This is a genomic window from Pseudomonas sp. KBN12P06040 (assembly GCF_037574965.1).
In the GTDB taxonomy this organism is placed as follows: Bacteria; Pseudomonadota; Gammaproteobacteria; order Pseudomonadales; family Pseudomonadaceae; genus Pseudomonas; species Pseudomonas aeruginosa.
This window is the reverse complement of record NZ_JBBELS010000001.1, coordinates 3540644-3553757: the sequence shown is the minus strand read 5'-3', so window position 1 is coordinate 3553757 and position 13114 is coordinate 3540644. Positions and strand designations below refer to the sequence as shown.

Annotated in this window: 13 protein-coding genes; 4 read left to right on the top strand and 9 right to left on the bottom strand. The window is 66.8% G+C overall.

Annotated elements, in window-relative coordinates; all coding sequences use genetic code 11:
- Positions 1-229: 229 nt before the first annotated feature.
- Both tse1 and tsi1 read right to left on the bottom strand, forming a co-directional pair.
- Positions 230-694, bottom strand: a complete 465-nt coding sequence (tse1, locus tag VQ067_RS16650) for a type VI secretion system effector peptidoglycanhydrolase Tse1 (protein WP_003088027.1) — start codon at positions 692-694, stop codon at positions 230-232.
- Positions 695-735: 41 nt separating this feature from the next.
- Entirely contained in the window at positions 736-1254 is a 519-nt protein-coding gene (tsi1, locus tag VQ067_RS16645; protein WP_003088030.1) for a type IV secretion system immunity protein Tsi1, read from the bottom strand.
- A 361-nt stretch (positions 1255-1615) separates the two neighbouring features.
- On the opposite strand from tsi1, the gene VQ067_RS16640 reads away from it, so the two are divergent.
- Positions 1616-3904 (top strand): fatty acid cis/trans isomerase, encoded by a 2289-nt coding sequence (locus VQ067_RS16640; RefSeq protein WP_033991655.1) that lies wholly within the window; start codon positions 1616-1618, stop codon positions 3902-3904.
- A gap of 122 nt (positions 3905-4026) precedes the next feature.
- On the top strand, positions 4027-4611 hold the full coding sequence (nfuA, locus tag VQ067_RS16635) for a Fe-S biogenesis protein NfuA (protein ID WP_003088034.1): 585 nt from the start codon (positions 4027-4029) through the stop codon (positions 4609-4611).
- A 58-nt stretch (positions 4612-4669) separates the two neighbouring features.
- On the opposite strand, the gene VQ067_RS16630 is transcribed toward nfuA, so the two are convergent.
- The 3 genes from VQ067_RS16630 to VQ067_RS16620 are packed head-to-tail and all read right to left on the bottom strand — an operon-like array spanning position 4670 to position 7113.
- Entirely contained in the window at positions 4670-5839 is a 1170-nt protein-coding gene (locus tag VQ067_RS16630; RefSeq protein WP_003161607.1) for an MFS transporter, read from the bottom strand.
- 4 nt (positions 5840-5843) lie between these two features.
- Positions 5844-6086: a DUF1272 domain-containing protein gene (locus VQ067_RS16625; protein ID WP_016253551.1), complete on the bottom strand. Its 243-nt coding sequence runs from the start codon at positions 6084-6086 to the stop codon at positions 5844-5846.
- A 22-nt stretch (positions 6087-6108) separates the two neighbouring features.
- A complete protein-coding gene (locus tag VQ067_RS16620) occupies positions 6109-7113 on the bottom strand; it encodes a GlxA family transcriptional regulator (RefSeq protein WP_003088040.1) in 1005 nt (334 codons plus the stop codon).
- Positions 7114-7361: 248 nt separating this feature from the next.
- On the opposite strand from VQ067_RS16620, the gene VQ067_RS16615 reads away from it, so the two are divergent.
- Complete coding sequence (locus tag VQ067_RS16615; RefSeq protein WP_033991656.1) at positions 7362-8567, top strand: GGDEF domain-containing protein; 1206 nt, start codon at positions 7362-7364, stop codon at positions 8565-8567.
- Positions 8568-8616: 49 nt separating this feature from the next.
- Here the strand turns inward: VQ067_RS16615 and VQ067_RS16610 are convergent, their stop codons facing one another.
- Positions 8617-8892, bottom strand: coding sequence for a hypothetical protein (locus tag VQ067_RS16610; RefSeq protein WP_003098204.1), 276 nt, complete (start codon positions 8890-8892; stop codon positions 8617-8619).
- A 284-nt stretch (positions 8893-9176) separates the two neighbouring features.
- Here VQ067_RS16610 and VQ067_RS16605 point away from each other — a divergent pair, with 284 nt between their 5' ends.
- A complete protein-coding gene (locus VQ067_RS16605) occupies positions 9177-10040 on the top strand; it encodes a LysR family transcriptional regulator (protein WP_003108721.1) in 864 nt (287 codons plus the stop codon).
- Here the strand turns inward: VQ067_RS16605 and VQ067_RS16600 are convergent.
- The 3 genes from VQ067_RS16600 to ccoN form a co-directional block, all read right to left on the bottom strand.
- Complete coding sequence (locus VQ067_RS16600) at positions 10028-11185, bottom strand: HPP family protein (RefSeq protein ID WP_317951587.1); 1158 nt, start codon at positions 11183-11185, stop codon at positions 10028-10030. The genes VQ067_RS16605 and VQ067_RS16600 overlap by 13 nt on opposite strands.
- A gap of 91 nt (positions 11186-11276) precedes the next feature.
- The gene (locus tag VQ067_RS16595) at positions 11277-11498 is read right to left on the bottom strand and encodes a hypothetical protein (protein WP_033991657.1); all 222 of its coding nucleotides are present in this window, start codon (positions 11496-11498) and stop codon (positions 11277-11279) included.
- Positions 11499-11500: 2 nt separating this feature from the next.
- Positions 11501-12943, bottom strand: coding sequence for a cytochrome-c oxidase, cbb3-type subunit I (gene ccoN / locus VQ067_RS16590; RefSeq protein WP_023112502.1), 1443 nt, complete (start codon positions 12941-12943; stop codon positions 11501-11503).
- Positions 12944-13114 lie beyond the last annotated feature (171 nt).

Below are 13114 nucleotides of genomic sequence, written 5' to 3'. Positions count from 1 at the left end.
AGGCAGGGGCTTTCCGACCGGGGGTGGCTGGACCATGAATTTCATTCAAGTTGAAAGATGTTCATCCGCGGGCCGGAAAAGCCCCTGGCGCCGTTTTGTCGCAGCATACGGGCGGAATGCGGAGGTCGGAGTGCGCAGGCGGGCGGCGAAGGGGCGGGCGAGTGGGGTCGGGATGCTCGTGGGGAATCGTGCTGCGAATGAGTCTGGCTCATTCGCAGCACGGCCTGAATCAACTGGCCCTGGGCAGGCTGCAACTGGCCAGGGAGTAGACGTAGTAGTTGAGGCGGTCGCGGTCGGTGCGATTCCATACCTGGCCGACCGACTTCAGGCCCTGGCTCTGGCCGACCGCGCCGGCGATGCTGCCGCACCAGCACATCGGGTACTTCTGCCGATACAGCGGACCGCTGATGACCACCGCGACGTGCCCGTAGGTGCGGCCCTTCAGGCCGGCGATCACCAGGAAGCCCTGGGCCGCCTTCTGCGCGGCCTCGGCGCCGGAGGCGAGCTTGGTCCAGCTCTGCTCCAGGCCGTCGACCATGGCGTTGGCGTTGCCGCGGGGCATCGGTACGCCCAGCTCGGCGGCCACCGACTGGACGAAGCCGGAACAGTTGTCCTTGTTCGGGGTGCCGGCCAGGTAGCTCTTGTCCCAGCTGTTCTTGCAGGCGTTGACGATGCATTGATCGAGACTGTCCATGTATCACCTATGCGTGTCGATAAGGGGCGCTCCGGCCCGGATCATTTCTTTGCGGTCTGGCAGAACGGCGTGAGCGAACGCTTCACGATCTTCGCGCAGCTGTCGACGGATTCGCCCGAGCATTTCTCTCCCAGGCGCAGCCCGTCCTTGTCCACCGCCCAGCGCTGGCCGGAGATGTCCTCGCGGTGCACCACCTTGCAGGTGGCGCTGTCGTAGGACACCAGCTCGGCGCTGGAGCCGCTGAATTCATGCATCAGCACGCGCCGACCGTCCTGGCTCAGGAACACGCCGCCGCGCGACCAGATGCCGCCGTCCTCTATGCGGCAATCGTTGCCGCTGTCGCGGTCGGCCAGGTAGACCGGCGGTTCGGGAAAGGCATCGGGGTTGTCGTCGTTGGGATCCTCGTTGCTGAACATCACGCGGACGTGCTCGTCCTCGCCGCCGAACATGTTCGGCGAGCCGAACTGGGGCACGATTTCCAGCTGGGTGAAAGTACAGTCCGCCGCCTGGGCCGAAAGGCTCAGGAAGAGAGCGGCGAAGCTGCCGGCGAGCAGTTTCATGGGGCGGGTTCTCCGTTGGGCCGCCAGGGCGGCGAAAGGATGGACCAGGCCGCGCCGGGCGCGAACGGAAGCGCCGCCTGGCGACAGCAGGCGGAAAGCGGCGAAGAGGGGACGTGGGGCGCACGCGAACCGGCGCGGATGGGGCGCGGCGAGTCGAAACATATCCCTGTTTCCTCGAAGTCATCGTCCTTGATCGCCAGGGCGGGCCTGGGAGCCCGGCTAGCATACGTGGCGGCCGAAGCCGGTGGAATGCTGGCGAAATGGCGGCTCAGGCCCGGGGCGAGTTCGCCCGCCGTTGTGAAAGTGCGGCGCAGAGAGGCGGGTTTGCTAGAATCGCCCGTCGCCGAGTGAGGAGTGGTTCATGTTGCCAAGACCGTTGGTTGGGTTGGCCTTCGTTTTGTCGTCTTTTATCCAGTCTGTTTCCGCTGCTGAAATTTCCTATAGCCGTGACGTCCAGCCGATCTTTACCGCCAAGTGCGTCGCCTGCCACGCCTGCTACGATTCGCCCTGCCAGCTCAACCTGAGCAGCGCCGAGGGCGCGCAGCGCGGCGCCAACCAACTGCCGGTCTACGACGGCACGCGGACCAAGGCGCAGGAAACCACCCGCCTGTACCTCGATGCGCACGGTGCCGACGCCTGGCGGCGCAAGGACTTCTGGTCGGTGCTCGAACCGCAGGACGGCCAGGCCGCACTGATGGCGCGGATGCTCGAGCTTGGCCACAGCCAGCCGTTGCAGCCGAATGCGAAGATCCCCGAAGGCCTGGACATTTCGATCAACCGCGCCAACCAGTGCCCGACGCCGGCCAGCATCGATGCGTTCATCCGCAAGAACCCAGGTTCCGGCATGCCTTTCGCGGTGGCCGGGCTGAGCGACGACGAATACGCCACTTTGCAGAAGTGGCTGGCCGCGGGCGCCCCGGTCGACCAGCAGCCGTTGCGGCCGACCGCCGCCGAGGCGCGCCAGGTGGCCAGCTGGGAGCGTTTCCTCAACCAGTCTGGGGCCAAGCAGAGCCTGGTCTCGCGCTGGCTCTACGAGCACCTGTTCCTGGCGCACCTGTATTTCCCGGAACAGGGCGCGCCCGGCCACTTCTTCCAGCTGGTGCGTTCACGCACGCCCAGCGGCCAGCCGATCGACCCGATCCCGACCCGGCGTCCCAACGACGATCCGGGCAACAGCTTCTATTACCGCCTCTGGCCGATCCAGGGCGTGATCGTCCACAAGACGCACATCACCTATCCGCTGACGGCGAAGAAGCTGGAACGCGTCCAGGAGCTGTTCTTCGGCACCCAGTGGAACACCGACAAGGTTCCCGGCTACGGCGTGCAGAGCCGCGCCAACCCGTTCGTCACCTTCGCCGCGATCCCGCCACGGGCGCGCTACCAGTTCATGCTGGACAACGCCGAGTACTTCACCCGTACCTTCATCCGCGGGCCGGTGTGCCGTGGACAGATCGCCACCGACGTGATCCGCGACAACTTCTGGGTGGTATTCCAGGACCCCGAGCAGGACCTGTTCGTCACCGACGCCAACTTCCGCGCGCAGAGCGAGCCGCTGCTGGCCTTGCCGGGGCAGATCGACGAGCTGAAGAACCTGCTCGGCCTGTGGAGCGCCTACCGGGACAAGCGCAACGAGTACGAAGACCTGCGCCAGGACGTCTACGCCGACGCGCCGCCGCCGACCTGGAACACGATCTGGCACGGCAACGACAACGCCCTGCTGAGCATCTTCCGCCAGTTCGACAGCGCCTCGGTGCGCAAGGGCCTGCTTGGCGAGGTACCGCAGACCCTGTGGCTGATGGACTACCCGCTGTTCGAGCGAACCTACTACGGGCTGGTGGTGAACTTCGATGTCTTCGGTAACGTCTCGCACCAGGCGCAGACGCGGCTGTACTTCGACCTGATCCGCAACGGCGCCGAGCAGAACTTCCTCCGCCTGATGCCGGTCGACGCGCGCCAGCCGTTGCTCGACGATTGGTACCAGAACAGCGGCAAGCTGAAGATGTGGATGGACTACCAGGCCTTCGACGACGACACGCCGAGCGCGCTGGGATTGCCGGAGAAGCAGCCGAAGAAGGCCTTTGCCGAAGAACTGCTGCGTCGCTACGGCGACCTCAATGCGCGTCCCGACCCGATCAACCGCTGCCTGGACGGCAACTGCTATCGACCGGGCATCGACCGCGAACTGCAGGACGCCGAGCAGGCCTTCAGTCGCCTGGTCAGCCGGCCGGCGGCCGGCCTCAAGGTCATCGAGCGCTTCCCCGAGGCGACCATGCTGCGGATACGTGCGTCCAGCGGCAAGCGCGAGGTCTATACCGTGCTGCGCAACCGCGCGCACAGCAATGTCGCCTTCATGCTCGGCGAGTCGCTGCGCTACCAGCCGGGCCTGGACACCCTGACGATCTACCCGGGCGTGCTGTCCAGCTATCCGAACTTCATGTTCGATCTGCCGGCGACGGATGCCGAGGCCTTCGTCGGCGCCCTGGAGGCGGCGAAGAGTAGCGAGGACTTCGACAAGGTGGTCGAACGCTGGGGCGTGCGCCGCAGCAATCCGCGGTTCTGGAGCTACTTCCACGATCTCGAGGCGTACCTCCGCGAAACCGAGCCGGTCGAGGCGGGCGCACTGGACATGAACCGCTACGAGAACCTCTGAGTCTCGCGACCCGCTCCACAAGGGGTGGGTCGGTTATCGCGAATTATTCCTACTAATTTACTAGGGCTTTATCCGCAAGTACCGATTGGCGTAAACTGTCGGCATATTTGCGAGGAGTTGCCATGAGCGCCATCACCATTACCGAAGCTGCCCAAGCGTATCTGGCCGAGTTGCTGGAGAAGCAGAGCACCCCGGGTATCGGCATTCGTATCTTCATCACCCAGCCGGGTACCCAGTACGCGGAAACCTGCATCGCCTACTGTAAGCCGGGCGAGGAAAAGGTCGAGGACACCGCCATCGCCCTGAAGGACTTCACTGCCTGGATCGATGCGGTCAGCGAGCCCTTCCTCGAAGACGCGGTGGTGGACTACGCCACCGACCGCATGGGCGGCCAGTTGACCATCAAGGCGCCGAACGCCAAGGTGCCGATGGTCAACGAGGACAGCCCGATCACCGAACGCATCAACTACTACCTGCAGACCGAGATCAATCCCGGCCTGGCCAGCCACGGCGGACAGGTGAGCCTGGTCGACGTGGTCGAGGACAACATCGCCGTGTTGCGTTTCGGCGGTGGTTGCCAGGGCTGCGGGATGGTCGACATGACCCTCAAGGATGGCGTCGAGAAGACCCTGATCGAGCGTATTCCCGAACTGAAGGGCGTGCGCGACGTGACCGACCACAGCAACAAGGAGAACGCCTACTACTGAGGCGTTTCCGTAAAGCAGAAGAGGCGACCGCAAGGTCGCCTTTTTCGTTGCCGGCGTTTCAGCGCGACAGCGTCCGCGTTCGCCGTACCGGCCAGAGCAGTGCCAGCGCCACCAGCAGCGCCGGCCAGACCAGCAGGTTCACCGCGTTCCAGCCAAGGCTGGTGATCAGGGCGCCGGAGCCGAACGACATCAGCGCCGCCACCAGGCTGTTGCCTTGCTCCATCAATCCTTGTGCGGCGCCGCGCTCGCTTTCGGCGTGGCCCTCGCCGAGCAGGGTGGTGCCGGCGATGAGCATCAGGTTCCAGCCGCTGCCCAGGGCCAGCGAACTGAGCAGAAAATGCATGACCGACTGCCCGCCCAGGGCGATGCCGGCACTTGCGGCGAGCAGGAACGCGCCGAGCAGGGCGACGCGACGGTTGCCGATGCGGTCGACCAGCGCTCCGGCGAAGAACGCCGGAAGGAACATTCCCAGCACGTGCCACTGGATGACCCGACTCGACTGTTCCAGCGGCAGGCCGCAGAAGCTCATGGCCAGCGGCGTGGCGTTCATGATCAGGATCATCAACCCGTGTCCGGCCGCGGTGCAGGCGATGGCCGCGCGGACCACCGGCCGCCGCAACAGGCCGCCTATGTCGCGCCAGGCGAGCCGTGCCGGGCGTGGCGCCTGGCCTTCGCGGAGCAGGGCCATCAGCAGCAGGCCGGCGAGGGCCAGCACGGCGATCAGCAGATAGGCGCCGACGAAGGGCTGGGCCAGCGCGTTGCGCGACCACAGCGCCAGGCTCGGCGCCAGCAGCGCGGCGAGTACCCCGCCGGCGAGCACGTAGGCGCTGGCGCGGCCTTTCCGCCCGGCATCCACCGCCTCCAGCGCGGCGAACCGGTAGTACATGGCCGAGGCCTGGTAGACCCCGATGCCCAGCGCGCCGAGACAGAACCAGAGGAAATCGCCAGTCCAGACGCCGGCGGCGCAGACCAGGCCGCCGAGCACGCCGCCGCCGGCGCCGAGCATCAGCCCGGGACGTCGGCCGTGGCGCTGCATGAAGTGCGACAACGGCTGCACCGCCAGCAGGTTGCCCAGCACCAGCAGGGCCAGGGGCAGGGTGGCCAGGCTGTTCAACGGCGCCAGCTGGACGCCGACCAGCGCGGTCAGTGTTATGCCGATCAGCGAACAGGACCAGTACAGGGCCTGGCCGCAGAACAGCAGGAGCAGGGTCGGGTTGCGTAGCAGCATGGCGTCACTCCGGACAACCGCCGGGCCTGACGACGCGTCGGCTGGAGGCGGGCTGACGGGCCAGCGCATCCCGCGGACGCCTTGGCCGGGCCAGCAGTTCGCCGCCGCAGTTCGGGCACTGGCCGCCCAGGCGGACCGTCGCGCAGTCGCGGCAGAAGGTGCACTCGAAGGTGCAGATCAGCGCGTCGCCGCTGTCGCCGGGCAGGTCGCGGTCGCAGCACTCGCAGTTGGGGCGCAGTTCCAGCATGGGAAGGTCCTCGGTGGGAGCGTCAGGCCAGCATGCCGAAGCGTTCGGCGTATTCCTGGGGGCTGACCGAAAGATGCTTGTGGAACGTCCGCCGGAGGTTTTCCGGATGGCCGAAGCCGCACAGCCGGGACACCGTAGCGATCGATGCCTGGGCGTCCTGCAGCAGGGCGCGCGCGGCCTCCAGGCGAACCCGCTCGACGTAGCGACCGGGCGCCACGCCCAGTTCCTGGAGAAATACCCGGGACAGCGTACGCGGGCTCATGCAGGCCCGGTCGGCGAGGGCTTCCAGGGACAGGTCGCCGGCGAGGTTGGCGGGAATCCACTCCAGCAGCGCGGCCAGGCGCGGGGTGCGGCTCGGTTCCGGGGTCAGCCAGGCGCTGAACTGGGCCTGGCCGCCAGGACGCTTGAGGAACATCACCAGGCGTCGCGCGACGCTGAGCGCCAGGCTGCGGCCGAGGTCGGCCTCGACCAGCGCCAGGGCCAGGTCGATTCCCGCCGTGACGCCGGCCGAGGTGAAGATGTGGGCGTCGCCGTCGCGGCACTGCGGGTCGTAGGTGTGCAGGCGGTCGCCTTGCACATGGACGCCGGGAAACCCCTGGCGCAGCGTCGCCACGTCGGCCCAGTGGGTGGTCGCTGGGTGCCCGTCGAGAACCCCGGCGGCGGCCAGGATCAGCGCTCCCGAACACACCGAGCCGAGCCGCCGTATGCGCGGTTCGGCGGCTTTCAGCCAGGCGAGCAGGTCGGCGTTGCGGGTCTGCGCCTCGACACCGAGGCCGCCGGGCACCAACAGGGTGTCCAGGCTTTCCGGCGGACAGTCGCGCCAGGCGAGGTCGGCGCAGATGCGGATGCCCGCGGAACTGGGCACCGCTTCGCTACGCTCGCCGAGCACCTGTATCCGGTAGAAAGGCGGCAGACCCTGGCGCTGGCGTTCGACGTTGGCCGAGGCGAATACCTGCAGCGGTCCGGTCACGTCCAGGCTCATCACGTCGGGATAGATCAGGCAGGCAATCAGGCGTGGTTCGGGCATGGCATGACCTCATGGCGATGGCGGCAGTCTGGCGTCCTTCGGACCTGGCCGCAATGCCAGTTGGCCCACGGATCTTGCCATTCGCTCGCCGGGGCGTCCCGCTGCGCCGATGGCTGGTATCGCCTCGGCACGCCGCATGCCCTATTGTCTGGTAACGGGTGATGGCTTTTTGACTCATCGCTGTAGAGGTGCCAGGGTATTGTCGTCCAGGCCTGTTCCAGCGTTCGGTCCGAGGTAGGGGAGTCAGCATGCTTGCACGCGACGGCCTGGTACAGGCTGGTCTGCCGGATAATCCGTATGCGCGCCAGTTGCGCAACGGTTTTCGTTGGTTGCGGTTCGAAAAGGAGCTGGAAAACGAGTTTCGCGAGTTTCTCAGCTGGAACTCGCTGATGCAGCGGCGTGCTGCCATCGGGGTGGCGTTCCTGATCTGGACGCTGTTCATCGTGGCCGACTGGTTGATGGTGGACATCCGCCTGCATCCCAACCTGTTCGAGCAACTGCTGGGCGTGCGCCTGGGAATGATCGGCCTGCTGCTGGTGGTCTGGCCGGCGGCCTTCCTGCCCAGCCTGCGCAAGGTCGGCGATGCCATCGCGCCCTACTGCCTGCTGCTGATCAACCTGGCGGTGCTGGCCTGCGACGTGCTGTTCGAGTGGCATGGGGTGCCGCGCTTCACCCAGTTGGGCGCGACCCTGGGCATCCTCGCGGTGTTCTTCCCACTCGGCCTGGCGTTCTGGGCCTGCGTGCGCCTGGCGTTGCTGTGCCTGGCCCTGAACCTGGCGGTATTCCTGCTCTTCGGCGGCGAAGAGAACCTGCGCACCAACCTGCTGAATACGCTCTACAACGGCCTGGTGGTGCTGATCTGTTCGTTCGCCCTGTACCTGCAGGACTACGCCCAGCGCGAGCAGTTCCTCGGCCGGCGGCTGCTGGGCATGATGGCCGAACAGGACAGCCTCACCGGCCTGGTCAACCGACGCTACTACGAGCTGCTCGCCCAGCGGGCCCTGGAGCAGGGCGCCCGCGAAGAAAAGGGGGTGGCGCTGATCCTGGTGGATGTCGACGACTTCAAGGCCTACAACGACCACTACGGGCATCCGGCCGGCGATGCCGCCCTGCGCCAGCTTGGCGTCGTGCTCCGGCAGGGCGCGCGGCGGCCGCTGGATATCGCCGCGCGCCTGGGCGGGGAGGAGTTCGCCGTGTTGCTCTACGACAGCGAGGAGGGCAACACCCTGGCCATCGCCGAGCGCCTGCGGCAGGCGGTGGAGGCGCTGGACATCGAGCACCTGGGCTCCAGCGCCGGCCCCTGCCTGACCATCAGCCTGGGGGTGGCCTATTCGACCTCAGGCATGGGCCTGGACGCGCTCTATCGCGAGGCCGATCGCGCGCTCTACGAGGCCAAGGATGCAGGGCGCAACGCGGTGCGCGTGGCGTTCCGGCAGCACGACCGCCTCGAATAGAGGAAACGAAAAAAGGCGCCCGTGGGCGCCTTTCGTCGTATGGAGCGGCTCAGCCTTGGCTGGGCATACTCCAGTCCTGCAGGTTGTAGCCGTTGTGGCTGAGTTCTTCGCGTGCCTGTTGCAGCAGGCCGGCAAGCTGCTCCGGATCGGAGTAGGCGGAGCTCGGAATGCGCGCACGGCCCAGCAGGCGGGTGCCGGTGCGATCGACTACGGACAGGCTCAGGCCGCCGTCACTGCCTAGCTCGGACCAGGCAACGCACTGGTATGGCTGGAAGGCGCGCCCGGTGATCAGCAAAGCCTCGTTGAAACGGAGCGTAGCGTTCATGGGAGTCGGTCTCTCTCGTTCATGTCTGTGTGGAACATGGGTGGCGCTTCCCGGCTCCACCGTGTTCGGTCACGCTAACTGATGCTTTCGAAAGCGAAAAAGTCACGGCGTGGCGCGTTTGTGCAACAGGTTGTCGCTTTTTCGAAGGGTTTAGGCGTGCCGAAGCGGTTAGGCGCGGTGTTTTGTCGCAGATTTCCAGGAGCGCGGCCAGGCCGCCTTGCGCTCGCCGCCCGCGCCTGCACAGCCTAGAATGGCGGCCCACCTGTGGCAGCGGACCGCTTCGCATGGATATCGACCTCGCCCGTACCTTCCTGGAGATCGCCCGCAGCGGTAGCTTCGTCGCTGCCGCGGAACGCCTGCACCTGACCCAGACCGCCGTCACCGCGCGCATCCAGAACCTCGAAGGGCAACTCGGCTGCCGGCTGTTCGTGCGCAACCGCGCGGGCGCGCGCCTGACCGCCGACGGCGAGCACTTCCTCGGCTACGCCAGCCAACTGGTGCAGACCTGGGATGCGGCGCGACGCGACCTGCCGCTGCCGGACGGCTTCCGCAACCTGCTCAACCTCGGTGGCGAGGTCAGCCTGTGCAATCCGTTGCTGCTGAACTGGATGCGGCGCCTGCGCGAGGCGATTCCCGGCCACGCCGTGCGGGTCGAGATCGGCCAGGGCGCCGACCTGCTCAAGCAACTGGAGCAGGGCGCGCTGGATGCCGCGCTGGTCTACCAGCCGGAATACTGGCCGGGGCTGCAGGTCGAGCAGTTGCTGGAGGAAAAGCTGGTGATGGTGCGTTCCGTGGTATCCGCGGAGCCTTATCTCTATGTCGACTGGGGCCCGGATTTCCGCAGCCAGCACGATGCCGCGCTGCCGGACCGGGCCAAGGCCGCGCTGGCCTGCAACCTCGGTCCGCTGGCCCTGCAGTACATCATGCAGAACGGCGGTAGCGGCTATTTCCGTACCCGGGTGGTGAGCAGCTACCTGGATGGCGGCACCCTGCAACGGGTCGAGCAGGCGCCGGAGTTCGCCTACCCGACCTACCTGGTGTACTCCCGCGAGCGCCTGTCGCCGACCCTGCGCCATGCGTTCCAGTTGCTGCGCGAAGTGGTCCGCGAGGACAGCGACTGGTCGCAGCGCTGGGACTACGTGATCTGATCGGCCTGGCCCAGGTGCTGCAGCCAGTTGCGGTAGAGCGCGGCGATCAGGTCGGTCTGGCTGACGATGCCGACCAGGTAGCCGGCTTCGTTGAGCACCGGCAGGCAGTGCAGGCCTTCGTCGGATAGCAGCGAGACCAGCTCGACGGCGTGGGTGTCGGCCTGTACGCAGACCACCGGGGTGGTCATGATCGTCTTCAGCTTGGTCCCGCGCAGGAAGCGCAGGCGCTTGAACGGGCTGCCGTCGGGGCGGAAGTGCTTGAGCAGGTCGCTCTGGGTGACGATGCCGGCCAGCCGCCGATGCTCGTCGAGCACCGGCAGGGCCTTCAGGCGGTGTTCCTGCAACTGCTTCCAGGCGTCGTCGATGAAGGTCTCGGTGCTGGCGGTCTGCACGTCGCGGGACATGATCCGTGCCGCGGTCAGCTCGCCCATGCGCCGGCGCAAGGCGTAGCGCTCGGTATGGTGGATCAGTCGCTCGAGGTCGTCGCGGGTGATGTCGACGTATTCGCCGAAGTCCTGCAGCGCCTGGTCCAGGTCCCGGGCGGAGAAGTCCGTCCGCGCGCTCGGCGCCAGGTCGCGGGTGCCATGGAGATTGGCCCGCGGCGGCTGGTAGGGGCGCGGGTAGGGAGAGCGCATCAGGTTGTTGTAGAGCAGCGCGCAGCCGATCAGCACCAGGGTGGAGAGCAGGATCGGCCAGACCACGTCGATGCCGAGTTCGCTCAGGGATGGGTTGAGGGCCACGCTCAGGGCCAGCGCGCAGCTCGGCGGATGCAGGCAGCGCAGGGCGAACATCAGCAGCATGCCGAGGGCCATGCCGACCAGGGCCGGGGCCAGATCGTGTCCGAACCAGTAGGCGCTGAGACCGCCGGCCAGGGCGGCGACCAGGTTGCCGCCGAACATCGACCAGGGTTGCGCCAGGGGGCTGGAGGCGAGGGCGAACAGTAGTACGGCGGATGCGCCGAGCGGCGCTGCCAGGCGCAGCGCCAGTTCGCTGCCGAACAACGCCTGGCAGGCGAATACCGCGGCGAGCGCGCCGATGCAGGCACCGAGTCCGGCGCGCAGGCAGTCGCGCGGTTGAGCGTTCAGGGTCAGGGGGCGGAAGCCTTTCAGCCAGGTGCGTACGGCGGTGCTGGGGGAGTCGTTCATGGAACTCTTCGAAGCGAAAGAAAGGGGCCGTTGCCGGCCCCGTAAGGCACTTTCGTGCTGGAGGCATCCATCCCTGGATGATGGAGTCGGTTCAGGCGAGGAACGGCGGGCCGGCGGCCTCGCGGGATTCCTCGAGGGGGCGGACCACCTGCCGGCAGATCTTGCCGGTATCCCGGGCGACCCGGCGGGCGGCCTCGGGATCGTCGGCGAACGGCAGCAGGGCGGCCTGCTCGCGTTCCTCGCGGGTACTGCCGGCGAGGCTGAGCGCGCGGCCGAGCACCAGGGTGGGGAGGCACAGCAGGGACAACAGCATGTTCAGGCCCCCTGGCCGGCCGCCAGGACCGGCTGCCGCTGCTCCTGCGCGCTGCGCAGGGTCCGCCAGGTGTTGTAGGCCATCAGCAGCATGCCGCTGGCGAAGGTGGCGCCGCCGAGCAGGCGCACCACGTAGCCCGGATGGCTGGCCGCCAGCGCCTCGACGAACGAGTAGGTGAGCGTGCCGTCCTCGTTGATCGCCCGCCACATCAGGCCCTGGGTGATGCCGTTGACCCACATCGAGGCGATGTACAGCACGGTGCCGATGGTGGCCAGCCAGAAGTGCGCGTTGATCAGGCCGATGCTGTGCATCCGCTCGCGGCCCCAGAGTTTCGGGATCATGTGGTAGAGCGTGCCGATGGAGATCATCGCCACCCAGCCGAGGGCGCCGGCGTGGACATGGCCGATGGTCCAGTCGGTGTAGTGGGACAGCGAGTTGACCGTCTTGATCGCCATCATCGGGCCTTCGAAGGTGGACATGCCGTAGAACGCCAGGGACACCACCAGGAAGCGCAGGATCGGGTCGTCGCGCAACTTATGCCAGGCCCCGGAGAGGGTCATCATGCCGTTGATCATGCCGCCCCAGCTCGGTGCCAGGAGGATCAGCGACATCACCATGCCCAGCGACTGCGCCCAGTCCGGCAGCGCGGTGTAGTGCAGGTGGTGCGGACCGGCCCAGATGTAGATCGAGATGATCGCCCAGAAATGCACGATGGACAGGCGATAGGAGTAGATCGGTCGCCCGGCCTGCTTGGGCACGAAGTAGTACATCATGCCGAGGAAGCCGACCGAGAGGATGAAGCCGACCACACTGTGCCCGTACCACCACTGGATCATCGCGTCGGTGGCGCCGGAATAGGCCGAGTAGGACTTGCCCAGGCTCACCGGCAGCAATGCGTGGTTCACGATATGGACCATCGCGGTGACGATGATGAAGGCGCCGTAGAACCAGTTGCCGACGTAGATGTGCTTCACCTTGCGGCGGGCGATGGTGCCGAAGAACAGGTAGGCATAGACCACCCAGACGATGGCCATCCACAGCGCCAGTGGCCATTCCATCTCGGCGTATTCCTTGGAGGTGGTGTAGCCCAGCGGGTAGCTGACGATCATCCCCACGATCGCCGCCTGCCAGCCCCAGAACACGAAGCGCGCCAGGACGTCGGAAATCAGCCGCACGCCGCTGGTGCGCTGCACCACGTAGAAGGAGGTGGCGAACAACGCGCTGCCGCCGAAGGCGAAGATCACCAGGCTGGTGTGGATCGGGCGGATGCGGCCGAAGCTGGTCCAGGGCAGGTCGAGGTTGAGCGCCGGCCAGACCAGCTGGGCGGCGATGAACACCCCCAGGCCCATGCCGAGGATGCCCCAGACCAGGGTCATCAGGGTGAACTGGCGGACGACGTCGTAGTTGTAGCCGTCCGGATCTTTTCTGCTATCCGTATCGTTCATGGTCGCTGGCACGCCGGGCCCCGGGGTCCGGCCGGCTGGCGAGCAGGCGCGACCCTCGGGTCCTCGTTGGGTTATCGGTATTTTTCTGGGTATCCCGTTGCCGGGTCGATGGAGTGCGGAGGTCGGATCTTCGTCTGGAAGGCTCGGAACAGACGGCTCATGGCACTGGTG

Coding starts and splice junctions, on each gene's coding strand:
- VQ067_RS16595 (WP_033991657.1), bottom strand. CDS start 11,498: ATGCTGTTGTCCCTGCTGTGCCTCCCCACCCTGGTGCTCGGCCGCGCG.
- VQ067_RS16610 (WP_003098204.1), bottom strand. CDS start 8,892: ATGAACGCTACGCTCCGTTTCAACGAGGCTTTGCTGATCACCGGGCGC.
- VQ067_RS16605 (WP_003108721.1), top strand. CDS start 9,177: ATGGATATCGACCTCGCCCGTACCTTCCTGGAGATCGCCCGCAGCGGT.
- VQ067_RS16615 (WP_033991656.1), top strand. CDS start 7,362: ATGCTTGCACGCGACGGCCTGGTACAGGCTGGTCTGCCGGATAATCCG.
- VQ067_RS16600 (WP_317951587.1), bottom strand. CDS start 11,185: ATGAACGACTCCCCCAGCACCGCCGTACGCACCTGGCTGAAAGGCTTC.
- ccoN (WP_023112502.1), bottom strand. CDS start 12,943: ATGAACGATACGGATAGCAGAAAAGATCCGGACGGCTACAACTACGAC.
- VQ067_RS16640 (WP_033991655.1), top strand. CDS start 1,616: ATGTTGCCAAGACCGTTGGTTGGGTTGGCCTTCGTTTTGTCGTCTTTT.
- tsi1 (WP_003088030.1), bottom strand. CDS start 1,254: ATGAAACTGCTCGCCGGCAGCTTCGCCGCTCTCTTCCTGAGCCTTTCG.
- tse1 (WP_003088027.1), bottom strand. CDS start 694: ATGGACAGTCTCGATCAATGCATCGTCAACGCCTGCAAGAACAGCTGG.
- VQ067_RS16630 (WP_003161607.1), bottom strand. CDS start 5,839: ATGCTGCTACGCAACCCGACCCTGCTCCTGCTGTTCTGCGGCCAGGCC.
- VQ067_RS16625 (WP_016253551.1), bottom strand. CDS start 6,086: ATGCTGGAACTGCGCCCCAACTGCGAGTGCTGCGACCGCGACCTGCCC.
- nfuA (WP_003088034.1), top strand. CDS start 4,027: ATGAGCGCCATCACCATTACCGAAGCTGCCCAAGCGTATCTGGCCGAG.
- VQ067_RS16620 (WP_003088040.1), bottom strand. CDS start 7,113: ATGCCCGAACCACGCCTGATTGCCTGCCTGATCTATCCCGACGTGATG.